Source organism: Allorhizobium undicola ORS 992 = ATCC 700741, from assembly GCF_000621665.1.
Lineage (GTDB): Bacteria > Pseudomonadota > Alphaproteobacteria > Rhizobiales > Rhizobiaceae > Allorhizobium > Allorhizobium undicola.
This window is the reverse complement of sequence record NZ_JHXQ01000015.1, coordinates 23,511-50,404: the sequence shown is the minus strand read 5'-3', so window position 1 is coordinate 50,404 and position 26,894 is coordinate 23,511. Positions and strand designations below refer to the sequence as shown.

Annotated in this window: 13 protein-coding genes; 7 read left to right on the top strand and 6 right to left on the bottom strand. The window is 58.7% G+C overall.

Annotated elements, in window-relative coordinates; genetic code table 11:
- The first annotated feature begins 23 nt into the window (after window positions 1-23).
- The 4 genes from mnmG to T424_RS0113520 all read left to right on the top strand — a co-directional run bounded on the left by mnmG (window position 24) and on the right by T424_RS0113520 (window position 4,443).
- Entirely contained in the window at window positions 24-1,892 is a 1,869-nt protein-coding gene (mnmG, locus tag T424_RS0113540; protein WP_027488206.1) for a tRNA uridine-5-carboxymethylaminomethyl(34) synthesis enzyme MnmG, read from the top strand.
- Between the two features lie 4 nt (window positions 1,893-1,896).
- A complete protein-coding gene (rsmG, locus tag T424_RS0113535; RefSeq protein ID WP_037067704.1) occupies window positions 1,897-2,532 on the top strand; it encodes a 16S rRNA (guanine(527)-N(7))-methyltransferase RsmG in 636 nt (211 codons plus the stop codon).
- A gap of 16 nt (window positions 2,533-2,548) precedes the next feature.
- Window positions 2,549-3,343: a ParA family protein gene (locus tag T424_RS0113530; RefSeq protein WP_027488204.1), complete on the top strand. Its 795-nt coding sequence runs from the start codon at window positions 2,549-2,551 to the stop codon at window positions 3,341-3,343.
- Window positions 3,344-3,567: 224 nt separating this feature from the next.
- Window positions 3,568-4,443, top strand: a complete 876-nt coding sequence (locus tag T424_RS0113520) for a ParB/RepB/Spo0J family partition protein (protein WP_027488203.1) — start codon at window positions 3,568-3,570, stop codon at window positions 4,441-4,443.
- A gap of 181 nt (window positions 4,444-4,624) precedes the next feature.
- Here the strand turns inward: T424_RS0113520 and holA are convergent, their stop codons facing one another.
- From holA to leuS, 3 genes are all read right to left on the bottom strand, one after another.
- Complete coding sequence (gene holA / locus T424_RS0113515) at window positions 4,625-5,665, bottom strand: DNA polymerase III subunit delta (RefSeq protein ID WP_027488202.1); 1,041 nt, start codon at window positions 5,663-5,665, stop codon at window positions 4,625-4,627.
- A 114-nt stretch (window positions 5,666-5,779) separates the two neighbouring features.
- Window positions 5,780-6,298: an LPS assembly lipoprotein LptE gene (gene lptE / locus T424_RS0113510; protein WP_027488201.1), complete on the bottom strand. Its 519-nt coding sequence runs from the start codon at window positions 6,296-6,298 to the stop codon at window positions 5,780-5,782.
- A complete protein-coding gene (gene leuS / locus T424_RS0113505; protein WP_027488200.1) occupies window positions 6,288-8,915 on the bottom strand; it encodes a leucine--tRNA ligase in 2,628 nt (875 codons plus the stop codon). Before leuS ends, lptE begins: the two co-directional genes overlap by 11 nt.
- Before the next feature lie 132 nt (window positions 8,916-9,047).
- Between leuS and T424_RS0113500 the strand changes: the two genes are divergently transcribed.
- Window positions 9,048-9,707, top strand: a complete 660-nt coding sequence (locus T424_RS0113500) for a YggS family pyridoxal phosphate-dependent enzyme (protein ID WP_027488199.1) — start codon at window positions 9,048-9,050, stop codon at window positions 9,705-9,707.
- A 65-nt stretch (window positions 9,708-9,772) separates the two neighbouring features.
- Here the strand turns inward: T424_RS0113500 and pyc are convergent, their stop codons facing one another.
- The gene (gene pyc, locus T424_RS0113495) at window positions 9,773-13,234 is read right to left on the bottom strand and encodes a pyruvate carboxylase (protein WP_027488198.1); all 3,462 of its coding nucleotides are present in this window, start codon (window positions 13,232-13,234) and stop codon (window positions 9,773-9,775) included.
- A 199-nt stretch (window positions 13,235-13,433) separates the two neighbouring features.
- Window positions 13,434-14,168: a LuxR family transcriptional regulator gene (locus T424_RS0113490; RefSeq protein WP_027488197.1), complete on the bottom strand. Its 735-nt coding sequence runs from the start codon at window positions 14,166-14,168 to the stop codon at window positions 13,434-13,436.
- A 250-nt stretch (window positions 14,169-14,418) separates the two neighbouring features.
- Here T424_RS0113490 and T424_RS0113485 point away from each other — a divergent pair, with 250 nt between their 5' ends.
- Together T424_RS0113485 and T424_RS0113480 are read left to right on the top strand one after the other, a co-directional pair.
- Window positions 14,419-16,170, top strand: a complete 1,752-nt coding sequence (locus T424_RS0113485) for a glucan ABC transporter ATP-binding protein/ permease (protein ID WP_027488196.1) — start codon at window positions 14,419-14,421, stop codon at window positions 16,168-16,170.
- Between the two features lie 623 nt (window positions 16,171-16,793).
- Window positions 16,794-25,295: a GH36-type glycosyl hydrolase domain-containing protein gene (locus tag T424_RS0113480; RefSeq protein ID WP_027488195.1), complete on the top strand. Its 8,502-nt coding sequence runs from the start codon at window positions 16,794-16,796 to the stop codon at window positions 25,293-25,295.
- Between the two features lie 218 nt (window positions 25,296-25,513).
- On the opposite strand, the gene T424_RS0113475 is transcribed toward T424_RS0113480, so the two are convergent.
- Window positions 25,514-26,893 (bottom strand): MFS transporter, encoded by a 1,380-nt coding sequence (locus T424_RS0113475; protein WP_027488194.1) that lies wholly within the window; start codon window positions 26,891-26,893, stop codon window positions 25,514-25,516.
- Between the last annotated feature and the right edge of the window lies 1 nt (window position 26,894).

Genomic DNA, 26,894 nt, shown 5'->3' with positions numbered 1-26,894 from the left:
TGGAAAATTGCTGAGAGACGCTTATGGGCAAAGATCGGTTTGATGTCATTGTCATTGGTGGTGGCCATGCCGGCGCAGAAGCCGCCGCCGCTGCGGCACGCCTTGGAGCAGAGACTGCACTTGTTACGCATAAGCGCGAAACCATTGGAACAATGTCCTGTAACCCGGCAATCGGAGGCTTGGGAAAAGGCCATCTGGTGCGAGAAGTCGATGCTCTGGGCGGCATTATGGGTCTCTGTGCAGATGCCGGTGGCATCCAGTTTCGCCTGTTGAATCGCAAGAAGGGCCCAGCTGTGCGCGGGCCTCGCACCCAGGCAGACCGAAAGCTCTATAAGGCTGCGGTTCAGCACGAAATCGAGTCGTTTCCGAAATTGTCAGTGATCGAGGGAGACGCCTTCGACCTCATCCTGCGCGACGGTGTTCTTTCGGGCGTGACCCTTGCCAGCGGCCAATCGCTTTTTGCAGCCACTGTTGTCCTGACCACGGGCACGTTTCTTCGCGGACTTATTCACATAGGCCAAAAGAAAATTCCAGCGGGTCGGGTTGGTGAAGCGCCTTCCATGGGTCTGAGTGAGACCCTTGGTCGCCTTGGTCTCAGTCTTGGCCGGTTGAAAACCGGCACCCCTGCCCGGCTTGATGGAAGGACGATCGATTGGGCGGGCCTTGATATGCAGGCCGCTGACGCAGAACCTGTGCCTTTCTCCTTCATGACCGACCGGATCGCCAACCCGCAAATTGAATGCGGTATCACCAGAACGACCGATAAAACCCATCAAATCATTCGCGACAATATTCATTTGTCGGCTATGTATTCCGGCCAGATCGAAGGTGTCGGCCCCCGATATTGCCCTTCCATCGAAGACAAGATCATGCGCTTTGGAGACCGTGATGGGCACCAGATTTTTCTGGAACCTGAAGGACTGGATGATCCGACGATCTACCCTAACGGTATTTCCACGTCTTTGCCCGAGTCTGTCCAGGAGGAGTTCATGCGCACCCTTCCGGGGTTGGAGCAGGTGACGATCCTCCAACACGCCTATGCAATCGAATATGACCATGTGGATCCACGCGAATTGCATCAGACACTGGAGCTTAAAAAATTGCCGGGTCTATTCCTGGCGGGTCAAATCAACGGGACGACTGGCTATGAAGAAGCCGCTGCGCAAGGCCTGGTGGCCGGTTTGAATGCGGCGCGAAAGGCTGCTGGTCAGGACGAAGTCATTTTCAGCCGGTCAGAATCCTATATCGGTGTGATGATTGACGATCTTACCAGCCGGGGTGTCGCTGAGCCATACCGAATGTTTACATCTCGCGCTGAGTTCCGCCTGTCGCTACGGGCTGATAATGCCGATATGCGGCTCACACCAAAAGGCATTGAATTGGGACTGGTCAACGGGGCGAGGAAGGCGAAATTCGAGCAGTATCGCAGGGAATTCGAACATGCCCTCGCCTTGCTCTCTGAAAGACAGATGACTCCGCCGGAAGCAGCATTACACAATATCACAATCAACCAGGATGGAAGGCGCCGCACGGGGCTGGAACTGCTGGCTTATCCGGAAATGTCGGTCGAGCGTTTGACCGGGGTCTGGCCTGAGCTTAAAGCACTAAATCCCAAGCTTCGTGAAGCATTGGAAATTCACGCTTCATATTCCGTCTACATGGACCGACAAAATGCTGAAATTGCAGCAACCCGTCGCGAGGAAGACAAGGCAATTCCGGAGGATTTCGATTTTTCTGGAATGTCTGGTCTTTCCAATGAGTTGAAGCAAAAGCTGATAAAGGCAAGGCCCGCTAATCTGCTGCAAGCATCGCGGATTGATGGTATGACACCAGCGGCATTGTCGCTTCTGGTGGCCTATTTGAATAAGGATAAATTACGCCATGCCGTCTGATGCCATGTCGATCAACCGTTTCAATAGCCTGACGCAGCTGAATGTTTCACGTGAAACCTTTGAGCGTCTCGAGTGCTTCGTCCAGCTTTTTCAGAAATGGTCTAAGGTTATCAACCTGGCAGCGCCTTCCACCTTGGAGCAAGTGTGGCAGCGTCATGTTATCGATAGCGCGCAGCTCTTCAAACTGGCGCCGCCACAGCAGCATTGGCTTGATTTGGGGAGTGGCGGCGGATTTCCAGGCATCATCACAGCTATACTTCTGGCAGAACAGGGTGATGGCTGGGTTGATTTGGTTGAAAGCAACCATAAAAAAGCGGGCTTCCTTCGCAACGCATTGCTGGAAACCGGTGGTCGAGGCAAGGTTCATCCAGTGCGTATTGAGGAGGCGGTTGCGCTCGTTCCCGGTTGCGAGATCATTTCGGCCCGCGCCCTTGCGGAACTGGATAAGCTGCTCGAATATGGCTTCGTGTGGGTGGAGCCGGACAAAAAGGTTAAATTGCTTTTGCATAAAGGACGGGATTACGACGCGGAAATTAAGAAAGCGCGTGGCCGTTGGAGCTTCGATCTGGTAATACATCCTAGCGTGCTGGAGCCAGACTCAGTCATTCTCGAAATCGAGGGCCTGGCGCGCATCCGTTAAGGGCTCGGGTGTCACGATGGCTATCGAAAAAAACCGGATCATTACAATTGCAAACCAGAAGGGCGGTGTCGGGAAAACCACGACCGCCATCAACCTCGCAACGGCCCTCGCGGCTATTGGTGAGCGCGTCCTGATCGTTGATCTTGATCCGCAGGGCAATGCGAGTACGGGTCTGGGTATCGAGCGTCGTGACCGGAAACTCTCATCTTATGACCTTCTGGTCGGCAGCCACTCTATTGCGGAAACCGTTCTCGAAACAGCGGTGCCCAATCTATCGATTATCCCCTCGACGTTGGACCTTCTTGGCCTCGAAATGGAAATCGCGCAGCATAGCGATCGCGTCTTCAGGCTGAAAAAGGCCTTGGCATCAAGCGAGGGACTTGCATACTCCTATGTTCTCGTTGACTGCCCTCCGTCGTTCAATTTGCTGACGATGAATGCAATGGCGGCCGCGCATTCTATTCTGGTTCCGCTTCAATGCGAATTTTTTGCGCTGGAAGGGTTGAGCCAGCTTCTTGAGACGATCAATCAGGTTCGGCGTAGCGTGAATCCAACGCTCGACATTCAGGGTATCGTCCTGACCATGTTCGACTCTCGTAACAATCTTGCGCAGCAAGTGGTCAGCGATGTCCGAACGCATTTGGGTGAAAAGGTTTACCACACTCTTATTCCAAGGAATGTGCGTGTTTCCGAGGCGCCATCTTACGGCAAGCCTGCGATTCTTTACGATTTGAAATGCGCGGGAAGCCAGGCCTATCTCCAGCTGGCCTCTGAGGTCATCCAACGCGAACGCCAGCGTAAAGCTGCCTGATTTCATGTCAGCGAACGGGGTGGGTTCATCAGAGGGCATGAACCTAACCACATGGCTGTGGTGGTCGCAAATGCATCCCGGTCTTGGGAAAATTCGAATATTCCAACTATGCTAATAGTTTAAGATATTCGTAAACTGTATAGGCCGGCTTAAGCGGTGGCGGTTCCGCGCCTTTGCGGACCTGGATGTACATTATCAATAATTGCTCGAGTGAGGTGAAGTTCATGAGCGATGACGTTTCCAAACGCCGATTGGGTCGCGGGCTTGCGGCATTGATTGGAGAGATGGACCAACCTGTTCCGGTTGGTAATGAGGAAAAACCCTCCGTCGCCGCCGACCGTCTGGTTCCGATTGAGTTCGTCAGTCGAAACCCGCGCAACCCTCGCCGCTATTTTGATGAAACGGTTTTGCAAGAACTTGCCGGGTCTATCCGTCAGCATGGCATTGTTCAGCCTGTTGTGGTTCGTACAATTCAGTCGGACCGATTCGAAATTATTGCTGGAGAGCGCCGCTGGCGGGCGGCGCAACTTGCGGGCCTTGTCGAAATTCCCGTCATCGTTCGTGATGTTGATGACCGCACCGCTCTCGAACTGGCGATCGTTGAAAACGTACAGCGAGCCGATCTCAATCCGCTTGAAGAGGCCCTCGGCTACGAGCAGTTGATTGCCGACTATGGTTATACGCAAAATGATCTCGGCGAGATTATCGGCAAAAGCCGGAGCCATGTCGCAAATAGCCTTCGCCTGTTGAAGCTGCCTGACCCGGTTCGCGACATGCTGGCGGAGGGGTCCCTCTCAGCCGGCCACGCGCGCGCGCTTGTCTCCACGTCTGATCCAACGCAGCTGGCGCGCCAGATTGTCACCAAAGGAATGTCGGTTCGTGAGGCCGAAAAGCTGGCTCAGAATGATATTCGCGGGCCATCGCAGCCGAAGGTTATTGCTTCGAAAGATTCAGATACGGTTGCTCTCGAGCGCTCGCTTTCGGATCGCCTTGGTCTTGAAGTCCTCATCAACCACAAGGGCGGTGGCGGACAAATGCGTATCAATTACAAAACGCTGGAGCAGCTAGAGGAAATTTGCCGCCTTCTTGAGGCGCGATAGTTTTCTGCTGCCCCTCGATTCTGTCTCAATTTCGAAAATTGGACAGGTTTGATGTGGTTGAGATATTCAAAACGCTTTTGACACCGAGTGTCGAAGATGCTGCGGTGTAATTCCTTGCATCAATGTCCATCTCAGAAACAGGCAGGAGTAAATTCCTGTCTTGATATAGGATGAAGTGCTCCTATCTGCCGCGTCTGGCTGCTTGTAGCGTAATGGCCAGCAATGTTTGAAGGGCAATCGTGTCCTCGAGACTTGCTTGTTTTCTGGTTGCGAGGATTGCACCCTGGAGCCGTTTCAACTCGACAGCAAGGGCGTCGGATGTCCAGTTTCTCAGTGATTTTTCGATCAATGGCTTGCGCTTGAAATGAATATTGCGGCCTGCTGTTTGCAAAACCTGTGCAGGCTGCTGGCGTTTTTCTTCCATCTCGGAACGCATGAAATCCAATTGCTGGAACTGCTTCAGGCAGGCCTGAAGTACCAGAAAGATTGGCGTCTTGGACGTTGAAATTTTCTGCACCGCGTGCAGTAACTGGTCCGGATTACCCGCTAAAACGGCATCCACGGCCTCATCGGTGGAGGTCGCGCTGGCATCGCCAATGATGGCAGCGACATGGGCCTCATCGATCAGTTCGTCATTCATGCAGTAGAGCAGGAGCTTGCTGATTTCATTTCGAGATGCCCGTCGATCCCCACCGAGACAATCGAGAAGGAGAGAGCGGGCATCCGGGGTGATGCGCTTCCCGGCAGCCGCCATTTCGGCGTCTACGAGTGCGTTCAGTGCCCGTGAATCGTCCTGATAGCACGCCACCGTTGCGATGTTGCGAGCGCCCTCACCGGCTTTGCGAACGGCCGAGGTCTTTTTAAGATCACCGGCTTCCAGAATTAGAGAGCTTCCCTCAAGAGCTGATTCCGAGAGGATCTTCAATCCGTCGGCAATACCCTTTTCGTTGGAAACGTTTTTTACCCAGATTAGCTTTTCTCCGCCAAAAAGTCCGAGAGAATTCATCTCATCGATCAGCCGTCCCGGATCTGCCTGAACCTCATGGCTATCGAGCTTGATAATGGCAAACGGATCATTGAGATCGACGCCGGTGTTCTTTGCAAGGGCTGCGGCACGTTCGGAGACAAGCCCCACATCTGGGCCGTAAATGAGAAAAAGGCGATAATGCCGTGCTGATTTCTGGAGAAAGCCGTCGAATTCGTGCGACTTGATTTCAGTCATGATGCGTCCCGACGACCAAGGCGGATACAGCATGTCGTGATGCTGCATCCACGCGTGCTATTGGCGGCGTGGATCACCCTTGGAAATCCCCGCCGTTGGAACCGGAGCTGACGTTTACTTCGCCAGTACGGCTGCGAGGTCCGCGCTGATCAGCTCTGCCAGTTCGTGGGCCGCCCGGTCCTCGGCATCACGTTTGGCGCGCAGCTTGGCAAATTCCTGCGTGGGAAGATCCAGCAAAGCAACGCTCTGGCGATGGGCAATGCGCAGGACCGAGCCGTCCGTTGCTTTCTTGAGCGTATAGTCAGCACTTACTGTCACGCGACCTGCGGTCGCCTTGTCGGCGCTGCTGTCATAGAGAACATCCTGCGACTGTGTTTGCACGTTCATATCGACAAGATATTCCGGATGGGCCGGCTCCCCCTGCCCGCCTGCGGCAAGAAAGATCAGGCGGTTGCGCACTTCCTGCCCTACGCGGTCCTTGGCGGCGGAAAAGGAAATCGATGCCAGCATTCGGCGCGTGCTTTTGTCTTCGCTGTAAAGCGGGCGCACCTGGCAACCCGCAAGCGCGGTAACGAGGCCGAGCGAAACGAGAAGCAAGGCGCGGCGGCTTTGGTTGGAGGTGTCAGACGACAATGTTCACAATCCTTTGAGGAACAACGATAATTTTCTTCGGGTTCTGACCCTGAAGAATGGCCTGCACGGCCTCCAGACCAAGCACTGCCGCTTGGACGGCATTCTGATCCGCATCGCGGCTGATTGTCAATTCCGCACGTTTCTTGCCATTGATCTGGATCGGCAGTGTCACATCGTTTTCCGCCACCAGTTCCGGATCGAATGCGGGCCAGGCTGCCTTGGCAACCATGCCCTCTTTGCCAAGAACGGCCCAGCATTCCTCGGCGAGGTGGGGGGTCATCGGGGCAATGATCTGGATAAGAATTTCCGTCGCATCGCGTACGGCTGCGGTAAAGGATTCACCCGCTTTGCCGCCCGCAACCTGCGTCAGCGGGTTGGCAAGGGCATTCACGAATTCATAGATGCGGGCCACGGATTTGTTGAAGGCCAGCTTGTCAAGATCGGCCTGTACGGCGGCCAGCGTCTTGTGTGCGATTTGCGAAACAGCCCTGCCCTCACCTTCCTTAGCCGGAGTCGCCGGAACGGAAGCCAGAGTCGCAGCTGCCTCCGACACGAGGCGCCATACGCGCTGGACAAAACGATGGGCACCTTCGACGCCCGCCTCGGACCAGATCACGTCACGATCCGGCGGTGAATCGGACAGCACGAAGAAGCGGGCGGTATCGGCGCCGTAGGAACCCAGAATGTCATCAGGATCGACGACATTCTTCTTGGACTTCGACATCTTCTCGATCGAGCCGATGATCACTTCCTCGCCGGTCGTCAGCAGATAGGCCTTGCGGACCCCATCCACGTCGTCGATGCGAATATCGGCAGGCGCAACCCACTGGCCCGTCAGGCCCTCGCCAAGACGATAGGTTTCATGCACCACCATGCCCTGCGTGAACAGGCCCTTGAAGGGCTCGCTCATGTTGACGTGGCCGGTTTCGCGCATGGCGCGGGTGAAGAAGCGCGAATAGAGAAGGTGCAGGATCGCGTGTTCGATCCCGCCAATATACTGATCGACCGGCAGCCAGCGATTGGCGACAGCCGGGTCGGTGGGATTGTCTTCCCAAGGTGCGGTGAAGCGGGTGTAATACCAGCTGGAATCCACGAAAGTATCCATGGTGTCCGTTTCACGCCGGGCAGGCTTGCCGCAGCAGGGGCAATTGACGTGCCGCCAGGTGGCGTGGCGGTCCAGGGGATTGCCCGGAACGTCGAAGGTCACATCGTCAGGCAGTTTTACCGGCAAGTCCTTTTTCGGTACCGGCACGACACCGCAGACTTCGCAGTGGATAACCGGGATAGGGCAGCCCCAATAGCGCTGGCGGGAAATACCCCAGTCACGCAGCCGGAAATTGACCTTGCGCTCACCCACGGGCTCGTCGCCCAGCATGGTGCTTGCCAGCTTGGTTGCGACGGCCTCGAAGGCCTCCGTAGTGGTCATGCCATCGAGGAAGCGGGAATTGATCATCACGCCGTCGCCGTCATAGGCCGTATCACCGACGGTGAAGCTTGCGGCATCCCCGTCCTTCGGCATCACGACCGGCACGACCGGCAGATCGTATTTGCGGGCGAAATCAAGGTCGCGCTGGTCGCCGGAAGGGCAGCCGAAAATAGCGCCCGTGCCGTAATCCATCAGCACGAAATTCGCGACATAGACCGGCAGTTCCCAGGAGGGATCGAGCGGATGGCGCACCTTCACGCCCGTATCGATGCCCTTCTTTTCTGCGGTTTCCAATGCGGCGAGCGAGGTTCCGGCCCGGCGGCATTCATCGCAGAACTCGGCAACCGCCTGATCGCCTTCAGAAACGGCCTTTGCAAGCGGGTGGTCCGCGGCGATGGCGAGGAAGGAGGCGCCAAACAGCGTATCGGGCCGGGTGGTGTAAACCTTCACATCGGCAAAGCCGGAAGGCGCACCGGCGGCCACTTCCCAGCGCACAGTCAAGCCTTCCGAGCGGCCTATCCAGTTCTTCTGCATCAGGCGCACTTTTTCAGGCCACTGGTCCAGCGTATCCAGCGCGTCGAGTAGATCCTGTGCGAAATCGGTGATCTTGAAGAACCACTGTGTCAGCTCGCGCTGCTCCACCAGCGCGCCGGAACGCCAGCCACGGCCATCGATAACCTGCTCATTGGCCAGCACCGTCTGATCCACCGGATCCCAGTTGACCTTGGACTGTTTGCGGTAGACGAGGCCCTTTTCCATCATGTCGATGAAGAGCGCCTGCTGCCGGTGGTAATAGTCCACATCGCAAGTGGCAAATTCCCGTGACCAGTCCAGCGACAGGCCCATGGATTTGAGCTGGCTGCGCATGGTGGCGATGTTCTGATAGGTCCAATCCTTGGGGTGAACCTTGTTTTGCATGGCGGCGTTTTCGGCCGGCATACCGAAGGCGTCCCAACCCATGGGATGCAGAACATTATAACCACGGGCGCGTTTATAGCGGGCGACGACATCGCCCATGGCGTAGTTGCGCACGTGACCCATGTGAATGCGCCCCGAGGGATAGGGGAACATCTCCAGCACGTAATATTTCTCGCGCGGGTCGCTGTTATCGGTTTCGAAAACCTTGGCTTCGGCCCACTTTGCCTGCCAGCGAGGTTCCGCATCACGCGGGTTATAACGTTCTGTGCTCATGGGAATGCTTGTCCGGCTGCATTATCGATAAGGCTGGACCTTCACCATGAAAAGCAGGAAGCGTCAAGCTTTGCGGGGCTTGCCTTTTCACGTCGGTGCCGCAAAAAGAAAGCGAAAGGAACGGGTGAGACCATGAGCATTGAAGAAAGACTGGACGAGGTTACGGCAAAAATCCGGCTGGCCGAGGAGGAAGCGAAGCGCGATCCCGGCTGCGTGCAGCTCGTGGCCGTTTCCAAAACTTTCGATGCAGAAGCCATTCGCCCTGCCCTTGCCCATGGCCAGCGGGTTTTCGGCGAGAACCGCGTGCAGGAAGCACAAGGCAAATGGCCTGATCTCAAGGGTGAATTCGACGGTGTGGAGCTGCATCTGATCGGGCCGCTGCAATCCAACAAGGCGGCGGATGCGGTGGCCTTGTTCGATGTGATCGAGACGGTGGACCGTGAAAAGATCGCGCGCGCACTTTCAGAGGAAATGCTGAAACAGGGCCGGCATCCAAAGCTTTATGTGCAGGTCAATACCGGCAACGAGCCGCAAAAGGCAGGCATCGCGCCGGAAGAAGCCCTCGCCTTTGTTGGGCTTTGCCGCAACGATCTTGGTCTTACCATCGAAGGCCTGATGTGCATCCCGCCCGCAGAGGAAAACCCCGGTCCGCATTTTGCGCTGCTGCAAAAGCTGGCGACGGAATGTGGCCTTGACCGGCTTTCCATGGGAATGTCGGGAGATTACGAAACGGCGGTTGCCTTTGGTGCAACGTCTGTGCGGGTCGGTTCGGCCATTTTCGGCAGCCGCTGAGCTGCCAAAAACGATGCAATGACAGGGATGCTCCGGCCAGCGCCAACTGGCCGGAGGGAAATGAATCAAGCCTGGAAGACGATCAGCAGATCCTTGGCGTCGATCTGGTCGGCGGGCTTTACCAGCACTTCCGCCACCACGGCATCGCGGTCGGCATGAAGGGCGGTTTCCATCTTCATCGCTTCGATGGAGAGCAGCACGTCACCGGTTTTCACGCTCTGGCCGGGAGACACGAAAACGCGGCTGATGACGCCCGGCATCGGCGCCCCAAGCTGGGCCGCATTGCCGCTGTCTGCCTTCTGGCGTATGGCCGCGCCGGAAGCACCATGGGCGCGGTCCGGTACCTTGATGCGGCGTGGCTGGCCGTTCAGTTCGAAAAACACCGTGACCATGCCTTGGGCATCCGGGGCGCTGGCGGCCTGATTGACGATGACCAGTGTCTTGCCGCGTTCGATTTCGGCAAACAGTTCCTCGCCATCCGCCATGCCGTAGAAATAGGCTGGCGTGGGCAGAACCGAAACGGGGCCGTAGGTTTCGGAAGCCACGGCGAAATCCGTGAAGACCTTGGGATACATCAGATAAGAGGCGAATTCGAAATCGCTGACCGGGCGTTCCAGCTTCGTTTCGATCGTCTTGCGCTCGGCGTCGAGGTCGGCCTCCTTCAGCAGGGAGCCGGGTCGCACCGTATAGGGCTTGTCACCCTTGAGCGCCTTTTTCTGCAAGGCGTCGGGCCATCCGCCCGGAGGCTGGCCCAGATCGCCGCGCAGCATGGAAACGACGGAATCGGGGAAGGCAATGTCCTTGTCCGGGTTCTCCACATCCGCCACCGTCAGATCCTGCGCCACCATCATCAGCGCCATGTCGCCCACCACCTTGGAGGAGGGCGTGACCTTCACGATATCGCCGAACATGCGATTGGCATCGGCATAGGCCTGCGCCACCTCGTGCCAGCGGGTTTCCAGCCCCAGGGAGCGGGCCTGTTCCTTGAGGTTGGTAAACTGTCCACCCGGCATTTCATGCAGATAGACCTCCGACGCCGGACCCTTGAGATCGCTTTCGAAGGCGGCATATTGCGCCCGTACCGCTTCCCAATAGAAGGAAATGCGGCGGATCCATTCGGGATCGAGGCCTGGATCGCGATCGGTGCCCGACAGGGCTTCGACGATGGAGCCAAGGCAGGGCTGCGAGGTATTGCCGGAAAAGGCATCCATGGCCGCATCCACTGCATCCACCCCCGCTTCCACGGCGGCAAGAATCGTGGCCGCGGCAATGCCGGAGGTGTCATGCGTGTGGAAGTGGATCGGCAGGTCCGTTGCCTCGCGCAGCGCCTTGAACAGAACCTTCGCAGCGGCGGGCTTCAAAAGGCCGGCCATGTCCTTGACGGCGATGATGTGCGCGCCCGCCTTTTCCAGCTCGGCAGCAAGAGCGGTGTAATATTTCAGGTCGTATTTCGGACGCGCGCTGTTCAGCAGATCGCCGGTATAGCAGATGGTGGCTTCGCAGAGCTTGTTCTCTTCCTGCACGGCATCCATGGAGACGCGCATGTTTTCCACCCAGTTCAGGCAGTCGAACACGCGGAAAAGGTCGATGCCGCCACGGGCGGCCTGCCGCACGAAATACTTCACCACATTATCGGGATAATTGGTGTAACCAACACCATTTGCGCCGCGCAGCAGCATTTGCAAAAGAATGTTGGGAGCGCCTTCCCGCACCAGCGCCAGCCGCTCCCACGGGTCTTCCGTCAGAAAGCGCATCGAAACGTCGAAGGTTGCGCCGCCCCAGCATTCCAGCGAGAAAAGATTGGGCAGGGCGCGCGCATAGATCGGCGCGATACGGGCAATGTCATGGGTACGCATACGGGTGGCCAGCAGCGACTGGTGTCCATCCCGCATGGTGGTATCTGTCATCAATACCCGGCTTTCGCCGCGCATCCATTGGGCAAAGCCCTTGGGTCCCAGTGCGTCCAGCTTCTGCTTGGTTCCGGCTGGAACCTCCGCCTCGATATAGGGCAGAACCGGCTTTGCCGCCTTTTCGGAAGGCTTGGGCCGGCCCTTCACCTCCGGATGCCCGTTGACCGACACATCCGCCAGATAGGTCAAAAGCTTGGTGGCGCGGTCCTGCCGCTTGACCTGGGCAAAGAGTTCCGGTGTCGTATCGATGAAGCGGGTGGTGTAGGTGTTGTCCCGGAAGCTCGGATGGCCGATGATCGCTTCAAGGAAGGTCAGATTGGTGGCGACGCCACGAATCCGGAATTCCCGCAGCGCCCGGTCCATGCGGCTGATCGCTTCCTGTGGCGAGCCGCCCGAAGCCGTGACCTTGACCAGCAACGGATCGTAATAACGGGTGATGATGGCGCCGGTATAGGCGGTGCCGCCATCCAGACGGATGCCGAAGCCCGCCGCCGAGCGATAGGCGGTGATGCGGCCATAATCCGGAATGAAGTTGTGTTCGGGATCTTCGGTGGTGATGCGGCATTGCAGGGCATGGCCATTCAGGCGAATGTTTTCCTGCGCAGGAACACCCGATTCCGGCGTGCCGATGGCTGCGCCTTCCAGAATGTGAATCTGCGCCTTGACGATGTCGATGCCGGTCACGACTTCGGTAACGGTATGCTCCACCTGAATGCGTGGATTGACCTCGATGAAGTAGAATTTTCCGGTGTCGGCATCCATCAGATATTCGACGGTGCCTGCGCCGATATAATGGGTGGCAGCGGCGATTTTCAGCGAATAGGCGGCCAGTTCCTGCCGCTGCGCTTCCGACAGGTAAGGGGCGGGCGCCCGTTCCACGACCTTCTGGTTGCGGCGCTGGATGGAGCAATCGCGCTCGAAAAGATGAACCACATTGCCATGCGTGTCGCCGAGAACCTGGCTTTCGACGTGGCGGGCGCGTTCCACCAGCTTTTCGAGATAGACCTCGTCCTTGCCGAAGGCGGCCTTGGCTTCGCGCTTGGCTTCCGTCACTTCGCGGATCAGATCCTTGGGATCGCGAATGGCGCGCATTCCGCGCCCGCCGCCGCCCCACGAGGCCTTCAGCATGACGGGATAGCCGATTTCTTCCGCAAGGCGGTGAATTTCCGCCTCGTCATCGGGCAGCGGATCGGTTGCCGGAACCACCGGAACGCCGACGGAAATCGCCAGGTTGCGCGCGGCGACCTTGTTGCCAAGCTGACGCATGGTATCGGCGGTCGGGCCGATGAAAATGATACCTGCATCGTTGCAGGCCTCGACGAATTCAGGACTTTCGGAAAGAAGGCCGTAACCGGGATGAATGGCGTCGGCGCCGGAAAGTTTGGCGACACGGATGATTTCGGGAATGGAAAGATAGCTTTCTATCGGCCCAAGATCGCGTTTGAGATGGGGCCCGCGTCCGACCTGGTAGCTTTCATCGGCCTTGAAGCGATGCAGCGAAAGCTTGTCTTCTTCTGCCCAGACGGCGACCGTTTTGATCCCCAGTTCGTTTGCGGCGCGAAATACGCGGATGGCGATTTCGGATCGGTTTGCGACCAGGATTTTGGAAATGGGCACTGCGACCTCCTCATCAACAGCAATCATCTTGTGCACTGCACGATGATGCATAGAGAACTGTTTTAAAAGACGCAATTTGCCCAAACGGTACGGTAAAGCAAATTTCAATGTTTTATGATCTAATATTGCAGCCCTGATGTATTTATTGCATCAGGGCTGATATAATCCGGGCGCTACCCGCTATGTTTCACCGAAATCGTCAGGTGATCAGGCCAAGCCTGAGCGCCAGCGCCACCATATGCTGACGGTTCTTGGCGTTCAGCTTGCTTTGCAATTCATTCACGTACCAGTCCACCGTATGGTTCGAGATGTCCAGAAGGCGGCTCATCTCGTTGGAGGTCATCCCCTCGCCCAGATAGTTGAGGATCTCCAGTTCGCGCCGGGTCAGTCTGGCATCCACCTTGGGGAGGATCTGGCCTGGCGTACCGGCAATATCGCAAAGCGCCCAGAAGGCGCATTTGGCCGCGCTGTCGAACAGCACGACTTCCAGCGGCGACAGTTCAAGGTTCGGTCCCCCCATGGTCAGATTGCCCAGCAAGCCGCCGCGCCCATGGACGGGAAAGACGTAACCATCCTCCAGACCCATGCGATGGGCTTCCGACATCATGCGCTGCATACGCTTGAAGTGGGGGTCATCGCGATAGACCTCCAGCGCCTCGCTCCAGCGAAACGGCTTCTGTGCCTGGGCCAGATACCGGATCGAAGGATCGATCAGGACGAATTTCTTGGTGACATAGATTTGCGGCCACTTATCGGGCCAACGGCCCGCCAGGACCAGCGAAAGCGGGTTCTGATCAGGCTTGGGCGTACGGACAATGCCAAAATAAGCAATGCCATAGGCCTCCAGGAGGTTGTCGAATTCCAACAATAACTCTTCGCGTGTTCGGCAGTTTTGCGAAGCAATCATAAATTGTAACAAATGATTAACGCTCACGCTTTCTCCAATTCCGATCTTTATCAACAATCCCTGTAAATTCACGGTTTCCGTGCGACCAACTGGCATTGTTAATCTTATGCGTGCGTTAATTTTGTAATCCTAGATTTCGCACTGTCTGTCACGGATAAAAGTCAAATCCCTCGAAAATTATGAGGAAAAGCCGTTTTCGTATAGGCAGCGTTCAGGTTCGCCCGGTTAAAATCCTGACCGAACGACCAAAGCGAACGAGAACGGAGAGTTTGAAGGCGTGTCCCTTTTCCAAATATACTGGCGAGCCCTGCAATATCTCGGCGCCTATCGGCTGAAGGTCAGCGTCGTCGTTGCCGCCAACATTACTCTGGCAGTCATCACGATTGCTGAGCCTGTGCTGTTCGGCTGGATCATCGACGCGATCTCCAGCGGCAAGCCCGTCAACAACATCCTGTTGATGTGGGGCGGCTTCGGCGTGTTCAACACCATTGCTTTCGTGCTGGTGGCGCGCGAGGCCGACCGTCTGGCGCATGGCCGCCGCGCCAGTCTTTTGACGGAGGCGTTTGGGCGCATCATCTCCATGCCGCTGAGCTGGCATCACCAGCGCGGCACCTCCAATGCGCTGCACACCCTTCTGCGCGCCAGCGAGACGCTGTTCGGCCTCTGGCTGGAATTCATGCGCACGCATCTGGCCACGGCCGTGGCGCTTGCCCTGCTCATTCCCACTGCATTTTCCATGGATGTCCGGCTTTCCATCGTTCTGATGGTGCTGGGGCTGATCTATGTCATCATCGGCAAGACGGTGATGAACAAGACCAAGGATGGCCAGGCCTCGGTGGAAAGCCATTATCACACCGTGTTCTCGCATGTGAGCGATTCCATCAGCAATGTCTCGGTCGTGCATAGTTACAACCGGATCGAGGCCGAGACCCGCGCCCTGAAAACCTTCACCAACGATCTTCTCAATGCCCAGTATCCCGTGCTGGACTGGTGGGCCATTGCAAGCGGCCTGAACCGCATCGCCTCGACCGCCTCCATGCTCATCATTCTGGTGATCGGCACGGTTCTGGTGCAGCAGGGCGAGCTGAAGGTGGGTGACGTCATTGCCTTTATCGGCTTTGCCAACCTGCTCATCGCCCGTCTCGACCAGATGCGGCAGTTTTCCACGCAGATCTTCGAGGCGCGCGCCAAGCTGGAGGATTTCTACACGCTGGAAGATTCCGTTCAGGCCCGCGAGGAGGTGAAGGGCGCGCGCGATCTCGGTCAGGTGCGCGGCGATGTCGAATTCCGCCATGTCTCCTTCGATTTCGCCAATACCACGCAGGGCGTGAAGGATGTCAATTTCTCGGTCAAGGCGGGACAGACCATCGCGATCGTCGGCCCCACGGGGGCGGGAAAGACCACGCTGGTCAATCTGCTGCAACGGGTGCATGAGCCGCAATCCGGGCAGATCCTGATCGATGGGGTGGATGTTGGAACGGTTACGCGCCAGTCGCTGCGCAATGCCATTGCCACCGTGTTTCAGGATGCCGGGCTTCTCAACCGCTCCATTGCCGACAATATCCGGCTGGGCCGCGAAAATGCGACGGATGAGGACGTGTTGAAGGCGGCTGAAGCCGCCGCTGCCACGGAGTTCATCGAAAGCCGCCTCAACGGCTTCGAGACGGAGGTGGGCGAGCGCGGAAACCGGCTGTCCGGCGGCGAGCGCCAGCGCATTGCCATTGCCCGCGCGATCTTGAAAAATGCCCCCATTCTGGTGCTGGACGAAGCGACCAGTGCTCTGGATGTGGAGACGGAAGCCCGCGTCAAGGACGCCATCGACCGCCTGCGCAAGGATCGCACGACCTTCATCATCGCGCATCGCCTTTCGACAGTCAGGGATGCCGATATGGTCCTTTTCCTCGATCATGGCCGGATCATTGAAATGGGCGGTTACGAGGAGCTGAGCGCCAAGGGCGGGCGGTTTGCGGCACTGTTGCAAACCAGCGGCCTGCTCAAGGAAGACGAGAAGCTCGCCGTCAACGCCTGACGCAAAGGAACAAGGGGCAGGAGGGTCCGTCGCCGAAAGGTGGCGGGCCCTTCTTCATGCGTCCCGCACAAGCCTGGGACGGATTGCCATGGCTTTCGTTCAGCTTGGGTTCAAGCTTGGGCGGGCAGTGTGGCGGCCTTGATGGAGGAGGGTTCCTGCTCCATGGTAAATGAAGCCTTAAAGGTTTTCTGTGAAAAGGATGGTATGCACGTTCAGTTGACAGGTTTGCGCCGCTTGGCCCATCGAGAATATTCCTGGTTTGTCCGAGTTCGTGAAAGCTCGGCCTGCCGGGCTTTTGCCGTTGGAACATTGCTGGCCTCATCGCCCGCCTCCAATCGCCTTGCCTTGCAGGGCAGAGGCTTTCGGTCGATGTTGCTTTATCCCCTTTTCACATGGCCGGTTTCGGCGTTTCGGTCCCATGCCCCGAACGGGAGCTGCATACAGCGCCGTGCGTTTTATCAAACGCACAAAGGACGCTGTAACAGTTTAAATCTGCTGCATAATTTTCACCTTAAATCGATTCCGATATAAGGAATTATGCAGTAGCGACATGATACACCTTTGACGCTGAGTTTCAGGCCCCGCCCCCCCATTCAATCCTTCTGGTAGCAGATACGAGAACCATGTCCTCATCCATCACGCCCACCGCCGCGCCCAAAGAGGCCGAGAGCAAGATCCTCGACTATAACGATTCGATTCGCGCGCCTTACCTGACAATCGACGAATTGCGGGACAAGGCACGGGTACTGGCAACGGAACCGTTAAAGGAATTGCCGGGCTATGCGCATTTCGATTTTTTCGAGCGCCATAAGGAAAACGAACGGGAAATTCTGAGGGTCTACCGGACGGTTGCCGTCGATGTGGAAGCGGGTGCGACGATTACCCCTGCCGCCGAATGGTTGCTGGACAACCACTACATCATCGAAGAGGCCATTCAGGAGGTCCGCCGTGACTTCCCGCGGAAATTCTATCGGCAATTGCCGATGATCCGCTTCAACGGCACGGAAATCCCTCGCGTCATGGCGCTGGCCTGGACCTATGTGGCCCACACCCACAGCACCGTCACCCGCGAAACGCTGATGGCGCTGGCCGAGGGCTATCAATCGGTGCAGCCGCTGGAAATCGGTGAACTCTGGGCTCTGCCTTCCATGGTGCGTTTCGTGCTGGTGGATAATCTGCGCCGCATTTCCACGCGGGTGGAACGTTCGCGCCAGATGCGCCGCAAGGCCAACGAGGCTGCCGATGAGGTTATCCGCCTGAACGATGAAGCGGCCTGTGCCCTCTATCTGAAAACGCTGGAAGGGGTTGCCGACGACAACACCTTCGCCACGCAGTTCCTCTACCGCCTGCGCAATGGCTCTCAGACCTCGGCCATGGCCATCGAATGGCTGGAAAAGCATCTGGAAGCGGCCGGACGCACGCCCGAAGAGGCGATGACGGCCGAGCATAACCGGCTTGCCTCGGGCAATGTGTCCATGGGCAGCATCATCAAGGGCCTGCGCACCATCGACGATACGGAATGGTCGGTCTGGGTCGAGGAAATCAGCCACGTCGATAAGATCCTGCGCAATCACAGCGATTACGAGGCGCTGGATTTCGGCTCGCGCAACAGCTACCGCACGACGATCGAAAAGCTTGCCCGCCGCTCCGACAAGACGGAATTGCAGATTGCCGAAGCGGCGATCGCCCTTTCGCAGCAGGTCTCCACTGCCGAAGGGCAGGCAGGGCTCGATGCGCCTTCCAACGTTGGCAGCTTTCTGGTGGGCGACCAGCGTGAGGTGCTGGAAAAGGCCATTGGCTACCGGGTGCCTTTCCATGCCCGCATTACGCGCACCTTCAAGCGCCTGCATTGGCTGGCCATTGCCGCCCCCGTCCTGGCGCTGACGGCGCTGGCGCTGGCGCTGGTGGCTGGCTATCTTGTTGCCGCCGGTCTTTCGGTGGCCGTCATCGTGCTTCTGGTGCTGTTGTTTGCTCTTCCTGCTTCGGAAGGGGCCACGGGCCTGTTCAACACCCTCGTCACCTTCATTCTCAAGCCCGCACGCCTTGTGGGCTATGAATTCAAGGAGGGTATTCCGGAAGAGGCCCGCACGCTGGTGGCGGTGCCTTGCCTGATTTCCAAGCGCGACCATGTGGACGAACTGGTGCGTAACCTCGAGGTTCATTATCTCACCAACCCGCGCGGGGAGATCTATTTCTCGCTGCTCAGCGACTGGCCGGACAGCAAGGTCGAGGAAACCGAAGCCGACATCGAAGTGCTGGATTACGCCAAGCGCGAGGTGGCGGCCCTCAATGCCCGCTATAATGCCGATGGCAAGACGCGCTTCTACCTGCTGCATCGCCGCCGCCTCTACAACCCCCAGGAAGAATGCTGGATGGGCTGGGAGCGCAAGCGTGGCAAGCTGCACGAGCTGAACCTGCTTCTGCGCGGCGACAATGATACGTCCTATCTGCCGGGCGCCAATATGGTGCCGGAGGGCGTGCAATATGTGATGACGCTGGACGCCGACACCCGCCTGATGCGTGATGCCGTCACCAAGCTGGTCGGCAAGCTCTATCACCCGATCAATCGCCCCGTGCATGACGAAAAGACCGGCCGCGTCGTCAGCGGTTACGGCATTCTCCAGCCGCGCGTGACACCATCGCTGACCACCGGCGAGGATGCTTCCGTCTTCCAGCGTGTCTTTTCGATCAATCGCGGTCTCGACCCTTACGTCTTCACCGTCTCCGACGTCTATCAGGACATCACTGGCGAAGGCACCTTCACCGGCAAGGGCCTCTACCATGTCGATGCCTTCGAGCGGGCCATCAAGGGCCGGATCGACGAAAACACCATTCTCAGCCACGACCTTCTGGAAGGTTCCTTTGCCCGTTGCGCGCTGGTGACGGATGTCGAGCTGGTCGAGGATTTCCCGACCCGCTACGAGGTGGAAATCTCCCGCCAGCATCGCTGGGCACGCGGCGACTGGCAGCTTCTGCCCTATATCTTCGATCCGGGCCGGGGCATTACCGCGCTCGGCCGCTGGAAAATGGTCGATAACCTGCGCCGTTCGCTGACGCCTATCGCCTGGTTTGCCGCCTCGATCATCGGCTGGCTGGTGATGGATCCGGTGACGATGCTGATCTGGCAGTTGCTGCTGATCTTCAGCCTCTTCGTCGCGCCGACCATTTCGCTCATCAACGCGCTGGTGCCGCGCCAGACCGACATTGTGCCGGCTGCGCATTTCCAGTCGCTGTGGAACGACGCCAAGGGTGCTAATGCGCAGGTTGCGCTGCGCATCGTCTTCATCGCCGACATGGCCTGCATGATGGCCGATGCCATCATTCGCTCGGCCTACCGTCTGGCCGTTACCCGCAAGTTCCTGCTGGAGTGGCGCACCGCGGCCTCCATCCAGTCGGCGGCGCAGGGCAGCATCCTCACCTATTACAAGACCATGCGCTATGCCCCGGCGCTGGCCGTTCTGGCCTTTGCCATCGCCTTCTGCTTTACCGGCTATGGCGCGCTGATCGGCCTGCCCTTCACGCTGATGTGGGTGCTTTCGCCGGTAATCGCCTGGTATGTCAGCCAGTCCGCCGAAACGGAAGACCGGCTGTTCGTGCCACAGGAAACCGTGCAGGAGTTGCGTCTGATCGCCAGGCGCACCTGGCGCTATTACGAAACCTTCGCCAATGCGGGCGAACATTTCCTGCCGCCGGACAATTTCCAGGAAACGCCTGAGCCCGTCGTTGCGCGGCGCACCTCGCCCACGAATATCGGCGTCTATCTGCTCTCCATCGTCTCTGGCCGTCATTTCGGCTGGCTGAGCTTCGAGCAGACCATCGAAAAGCTGGAGCAGACCATCGGAACCGTCGAAAAGATGGATAAATTCCGGGGCCATCTCTACAACTGGTACCATACCGACACGCTGAAAGCGCTCGGCAACCGCTACATCTCGGCGGTGGACAGCGGCAACCTCGCAGGCCATCTCATTGCGGTTTCCTCGGCCTGCCGTCATTGGGCGGAAGCGCCCTCCGCCCACCTTCAGGGCAATCTCGACGGTATCGGCGATGTCGGCTCGATCCTCATGGAAACGCTGAAGGAACTGCCGGATGACCGCAAGATGGTTCGTCCGCTGCGCCGCCGCCTGCATGAACGCATCGTCGGCTTCAACAACGCGCTGGCAGCGGTGAAGCGCGAGCATGAATTCGCCACCATCCGGGTCATAAACCTCGCCGTTCTTGCCCGCGACGTGCTGAAGCTCGCCCAGAACCTGCATCACGAAGTGCGCTCGGACCGCACGACGGAAATCACACGCTGGGCCGAATCGCTGGTCGCGGTCTGCGAGGCGCATATTGCCGATGCCTCCTTCGACCTTTCCAATATCGAGCCGCTTCGTCAGCGGCTGGCCAGCCTGCGCGACCGTGCCCGCAGCCTTGCCTTCTCGATGGATTTCGCCTTCCTGTTCCGCAAGGAGCGTCGTCTTCTGTCCATCGGCTACCGCGTCGAAACCATGGAGCTGGACGAGGCCTGCTATGACCTTCTGGCATCGGAAGCCCGCCTCACCTCGCTTTTCGCCATTGCCAAGGGCGACCTGCCCACCGAACATTGGTACAAGCTCGGCCGTCAGGTCGTGCCGATCGGTTCCAAGGCGGCGCTGGTGTCGTGGTCCGGTTCGATGTTCGAATATCTCATGCCGCCGCTGGTCATGCAGGAGCGTCATGGCGGCATTCTGAACCAGACGAACAATCTGATCGTCAAGGAGCAGATGAACCACGGCAAGCGGCTGAATATCCCCTGGGGCATTTCTGAAGCGGCCTTCAATGCCCGCGACCACGCGCTGGCCTATCAATATACCAATTTCGGTGTGCCGACGCTGGGTCTCAAACGCGGCCTTGGCCAGAACGCGGTCATTGCCCCTTATGCATCTATCCTCGCCAGCCAGTACGATCCTAAGGCGGCGGCGGAAAACCTGCGCAAGCTTCGGGCGCTGGGCGCGCTCGGTCAGTACGGCTATCACGATGCGGTGGACTTCACGCCCACCCGCGTGCCGAAGGGCAAGCCCTGCGCGGTGGTCTACAATTACTACGCCCACCATCACGGCATGTCGATCGCAGCCATTGCCAACGTGACCTTCAACGGCCTGCTGCGTGAACTCTTCCACTCCGATCCGGTGATCGAAGCCGCCGAACTGCTGTTGCAGGAAAAGGCGCCGCGTGAAATTCCGGTGATGAGCGGCAAATATGAGCCGCAGACCCCCGGCAAGGGGCAGGCCGACCTGATGCGGCCGGAAGTGCGCACGATTACCGATCCGTTGTCGAAGGACCGCGAACTGGTGCTGCTGTCGAACGGCCATTATTCGGTGATGCTGACGGCCACCGGATCCGGCTTCTCGCGCTGGAACGGCCTGTCGGTATCGCGCTGGAAGGCCGACCCGACGGAAGACCGCAACGGCACTTTCATCTTCCTGCGCGATACGGCGTCTGGCGAATGGTGGTCCACGACCGCCACGCCGCGCCGCGCCATGGAGGAAAAAGCCCGAGTGGTCTTTACCGACGACAAGGCCGAGTTCACCAAGACAGTGGGAGACATTACCTCCACGGTCGAATGCGTGGTCGGCTCCGAGCATGATGCGGAAGGTCGCCGGGTCACGCTGCTGAACACCGGTAGCGAGGATCGCTTCATCGAAGTCACCTCCTATATGGAGCCTGTGCTGTCGAGCGACGACAACGACAACGCCCACCCGGCCTTCTCGCGCATGTTCGTGAAGACCGAACTTGGCCGTCGCGGTGACGTGATCCGTGTCGAGCGCAACAAGCGTTCGCCGAGCGACCCCAACATGTGCATTGCCCATCTGGTATCGGATGAGTCCGGCTCTGGCCGTACGACCGAATTCGAGACCGATCGCTATCGCTTCATCGGCCGTGGCCGCACGCTTGCCAATGCGGCAGCCTTCGAGCCGGGGGCAACACTCTCCGGCACGGACGGCTTTACGCTCGATCCGATTGTCTCGCTGCGCCGTGTGGTGCGGGTTCCGGCTGGCAAGAAGGTCAGTCTCGTCTATTGGACGATTGCCGCTCCAAGCCGTCAGGAAGTGGATACGGCCATCGAGCAGTATCGTCACGCCGAGGCCTTCAATCAGGAAATGCTGCACGCCTGGACTAGAACGCAGGTGGAGATGCGCCATATCGGCATCACCTCGCAGCAGGCGGCTGCCTTCCAGCATCTCGGCCGTTACCTTGTCTATCCGGACATGCATCTGCGTGCCGATCCGGAAACGGTGCGCGCCGGTCTCGCCTCGCAGTCGGCGCTGTGGCCAAACGCGATCTCGGGCGATTACCCGATGTTTGCGCTGCGCATCAACGACGAGATGGACACGGAAGTCGTCAAGGAAGCGCTTTCCGCCCAGGACTACCTGCAACGCCATGGCGTCGTGGCCGATCTCGTGATCCTGAACGAGCGGGCCGAATCTTACGCACAGGATATGCAGCACGCGCTGGAACAGCTTGCCGAGGGGCTGAAGCACAAGCAGGCCGAAAACGGAATGCAGCATGTCTTCACCGTTCGCCGTGACCTGATGGACGATAGCGGCTGGAATGCCGTTCTGGCCGCCGCCCGCGTGGTCCTCCACGCCCGCAACGGCAAGATTTCCGACCAGGTCACGCGCGCTGCCGAACTCTTCTCCGCCCCGCGCGGTCTGGAGGCAACGGAGGCCGACTGGTATCCGCCGGTGCCGAGCGTGCAGGCGAGGGACGAAGCCCCCGTCATCAGCATGGACGGCAGCGATCTCGACTTCTGGAACGGCTATGGCGGCTTTGCCGACGAAGGGCGTGAATATGTCATTCGTCTGGCACCGGGCCAGTCCACGCCGCATCCGTGGATCAACGTCATTTCCAACGACAATTTCGGCTTCCACGTCGCTGCCGAAGGCTCCGGCTTCACCTGGAGCAGCAATTCGCGTGACTACCAGCTGACGCCCTGGACCAATGATGCCGTCACCAACCGCACCGGAGAGGCCTTCTATGTGGCCGATCTGGACAGCGGCGAGGTGGTGAGCCCCATTCAGGCCGCCAGCAACCGTCGCGATGCCGGTTTCGAAACCCGTCACGGTCTCGGCTATTCGGTGTTCAGCACCGAGGCCGCCGATCTTGCGGTGGAACTGGCAATGACCGTCGATCAGGAAAAGCCGGTGCGCTTCACCAGGCTCACCGTTCGCAATACCGGCTCGGCTGCGCGCCGTTTGCGGTCTTATGGCTATGTCGAATGGATCCTTGGCAATAATCCGCAAAAGACCGCGCCCTTCGTGCTGACCTCGAAGGACGAGGAAAGCGGTGCGCTGTTTGCCACCAACCCATACAGCATCGATTATTCGGGCCGGATCGCTTTCTTCGCTGGCATCGAGCAGGCGTCGGGCTTTGCTTCAAGCCGTCGGGAATTCATCGGGCGGCATGGGACTGTGGCAATGCCGCAGGCGGTCATGCGCGGGCAGCGCCTCTCTGGCTCCATCGATCCGGAAGGCGATCCTTGCGCGGCTCTTGCCTTCGACATCGAGCTTCAGCCGGGCGAGGAAAAGACCATTACCCTCATCATGGGCGATGCGCCGACGGTGCAGGAGGCGCGCGCACTGATTGCCGATGCGAAGGCCAAGGGCTTTGCGACGGCACTCAACGAGGCGAAGAGCTTCTGGAGCGGCTTCACCGGCAATATCAAGGTGAAGACCGGCGACAAGTCCTTCGACCACATGGTCAATCACTGGCTGCCCTACCAGACGCTTGCCTGCCGTATCAAGGCGCGCGCAGGCTTCTATCAGGCCTCCGGCGCCTATGGCTTCCGCGACCAGTTGCAGGACAGTCTGGCCTTCCTCACCACCCGGCCGGAACTGGCGCGTCGCCAGATCCTCAATGCCGCCTCCCGTCAGTTCAAGGAAGGCGACGTGCAGCATTGGTGGCTGCCGCATAATGGCGCTGGCATTCGCAGCACCATTTCGGACGACGTGGTGTGGCTGGGCTATGCCATCCATGCCTATGTCACCTCGACGGGTGAAAAATCGCTGCTGGACGAGGACGTCAGCTTCCTCGACGGTCCGACGCTGGCGCTTGGCCGTCACGACGCCTTCTTCAAGCCGGATATTTCCGACGAGAAGGCCCCGCTTTACGAACATGCCGCCCGCGCGCTCGACCTTGCCGTCAGCCGCACCGGCACCAATGGCTTGCCGCTGATCCTTGGCGGCGACTGGAATGACGGCATGAACCGGGTCGGTATTGCTGGCCGCGGGGAAAGTGTATGGCTTGGCTGGTTCCTCGCCAATGCGTTGACCGTGTTCCTGCCCTTTGCCGAGGAGCGCAATGATGGCGAGCGCAGCAGGCGCTGGAAGAAGCATCTCGAAACGCTGAAGGCCGCGCTTGAAAAGGCGGGTTGGGATGGCGAACACTATCGCCGTGGCTATTTCGACGATGGCGATCCGCTGGGTTCGGACCAATCCGACGAATGCCGTATCGACGCCATTGCCCAGTCCTGGTCGGTGCTGTCGGGCTTTGCCGAACCGGATCGCCAGCACAAGGCCATGGATGCGGTGGAAAAGCGTCTCATCGACGACGAGGCGGGGATTGTCCGCCTGTTCACGCCCGCCTTCGAAAAGAGCCGTCAGGATCCGGGCTATATCAAGTCCTATCCGCCCGGCGTGCGTGAAAATGGCGGGCAATATACCCATGCCGCCATCTGGACGGGTCTGGCGCTTGCCAGGCTTGGCCGCACCGACAAGGCGTGGAAGGTATTCTCCATGCTGAACCCGGTTCACCATGCCGAAACCGCTGAGGCCGCCGATGTCTACCGTGTGGAGCCTTACGTGGTGGCCGCCGATGTTTATGGCGGACCGGGTTACGAGGGACGTGGTGGCTGGAGCTGGTATACCGGCTCGGCAGGCTGGCTCTACCGCTTTGCGGTGGAAGGCTTCCTCGGCATCCATCGCGAAGGCGATAGCCTGCTGATCAAGCCCGCACTGCCGACTGGCATGGATGCTTATGAGGCAGAGGTGACGGTGGGCGGCAAGACGGTTGCGCTGAAAGCCAGCCGGATGGGCGAAGGCTACAGCCTCACCGCGAACGGTGTGTCCGTCGAGGGCGGCGCGGAAGGCTTCCGCATCAGTCTTTGATACCAAGGCTCGAAGATGCTGACGCATCCTCGCCTTGAAGAGATTTCGAATATCTCAACTGCGGCAAAGGCTTGAGATATTCGAAAAGGGAATACCAAGAGTCATTTTCAATGACCCCTGGTATGAGACTGTGGATGGATGAAAATGAAAAGCCGGGATTGTTCCCGGCTTTTTTGTCGATCTTCACGAAAACCAGACCCTCGCTTCCTGAAAACGCTCTATGGGCGGCCCGCCGGGTAGGGGGTTCGCAACAGCAGGATTAGTCCGGCCAGCAGGAAGATGAGCAGGCTTGCCATGCCGATCCGGGCCGAGGCAAACAGGCCGGTGAGGATCGAGAAGGAGAGGGTTGCCATGAAGCTGGTGGCGCGCCCTGAGAGGGCGTAAATGCCGAAATAGCGGCCTGCCTCTTCCACACTGATGCTGCGGGCCAGAAACGAGCGTGAGGAGGCCTGTACGGGGCCAAAGGCAAGGCCGATCAATACGCCGTAGAGAATATAGACCTTTTCCGCCATGGTGCCGAACAAGGCGCCGGTACTGTCCGTGGAGAGCGGAACGAGGCCAAAAGCGGTGAAGCCGGTGCCGGTGGAAACGATGCCAAGCGTGGCGATGGTCAGCAGCACAAGACTGATGACGATCATGGTCTTGGAGCCAAGGGCGGCATCCAGACGGCTGGCAACGAGGCAGCCGAAGATTGCCACGATATTCAGAATGATACCGTAAATGCCGATTTCCATCGTGGACCAGCCGAACATGCCCGCCGCGAAAACGCCGCCGAGAATGAGAAGGCCGTTGACGCCATCCTGATAGATCATCCGCGCGATGAGAAAGTGCAAAATACCGCGCCGTTGCCGCACCTCGCGCCAGGTGCGGGCAAGATCCGCCAGTCCTTCCTTCACGGCCTGCCGCAGGGGCTCGCCCTTCTGGCGATCCGGCGTGAAAAAGAACATGGGCAGGATGAAGAGCAGATACCATAGCGCCGAAACCGGGCCGGTGATGCGGGCATCCTCGCCCTTTGCGGGATCAAGCCCGAACAGCGGCGCGCCGCCGAGAATGGTCTTGCCTGTCTCCGGGCTTGCCGCCACGAATAGCACGACCGCAATCAGCACGATCATACCGCCCAGATAGCCAAGCCCCCAGGCCGTGTTGGAAATGCGGCCGACATCCTTGGGCGCAACCAGCGTCGGCATCATCGAATCGTTGAAAACGATGGAAAACTCCGCCGCAATCGAGGCAAGGCTGAACAAGACCAGCGGCAGTAAAACGGGAGAGCCGGGAGCGGCCTGCCACAACAGAACCAGAGACACGATCTTGATGATTGCAAAGAAGCCGATCCACGGCTTGCGCGAGCCGCTGCGGTCGGCAATCGAGCCAAGTATGGGGGAGAGGAGGGCGATGACAATGGAAGCGGCCGTCGCCGCATTGCTCCAGGCCGCCTGCGCGCTGACTGGATCACTGGTCAGCCTGGAGACGAAATAGGGGCCGAAAATAAAGGTTGTCACCACCGTGAAAAAGGGCTGGGCTGCCCAGTCGAACAGCATCCAGCCCCATATTCCTGCCTTGCCGACGGGTTTCTCCGCCGTTTGAAATGCCTGTGTCATG

What these genes read in the sequence shown, in the direction of transcription:
- T424_RS0113475 (WP_027488194.1), bottom strand. Translation starts at nt 26,893, where the DNA reads ATGACACAGGCATTTCAAACGGCGGAGAAACCCGTCGGCAAGGCAGGA.
- T424_RS0113530 (WP_027488204.1), top strand. Translation starts at nt 2,549, where the DNA reads ATGGCTATCGAAAAAAACCGGATCATTACAATTGCAAACCAGAAGGGC.
- T424_RS0113480 (WP_027488195.1), top strand. Translation starts at nt 16,794, where the DNA reads ATGTCCTCATCCATCACGCCCACCGCCGCGCCCAAAGAGGCCGAGAGC.
- holA (WP_027488202.1), bottom strand. Translation starts at nt 5,665, where the DNA reads ATGACTGAAATCAAGTCGCACGAATTCGACGGCTTTCTCCAGAAATCA.
- leuS (WP_027488200.1), bottom strand. Translation starts at nt 8,915, where the DNA reads ATGAGCACAGAACGTTATAACCCGCGTGATGCGGAACCTCGCTGGCAG.
- T424_RS0113500 (WP_027488199.1), top strand. Translation starts at nt 9,048, where the DNA reads ATGAGCATTGAAGAAAGACTGGACGAGGTTACGGCAAAAATCCGGCTG.
- rsmG (WP_037067704.1), top strand. Translation starts at nt 1,897, where the DNA reads ATGTCGATCAACCGTTTCAATAGCCTGACGCAGCTGAATGTTTCACGT.
- T424_RS0113520 (WP_027488203.1), top strand. Translation starts at nt 3,568, where the DNA reads ATGAGCGATGACGTTTCCAAACGCCGATTGGGTCGCGGGCTTGCGGCA.
- mnmG (WP_027488206.1), top strand. Translation starts at nt 24, where the DNA reads ATGGGCAAAGATCGGTTTGATGTCATTGTCATTGGTGGTGGCCATGCC.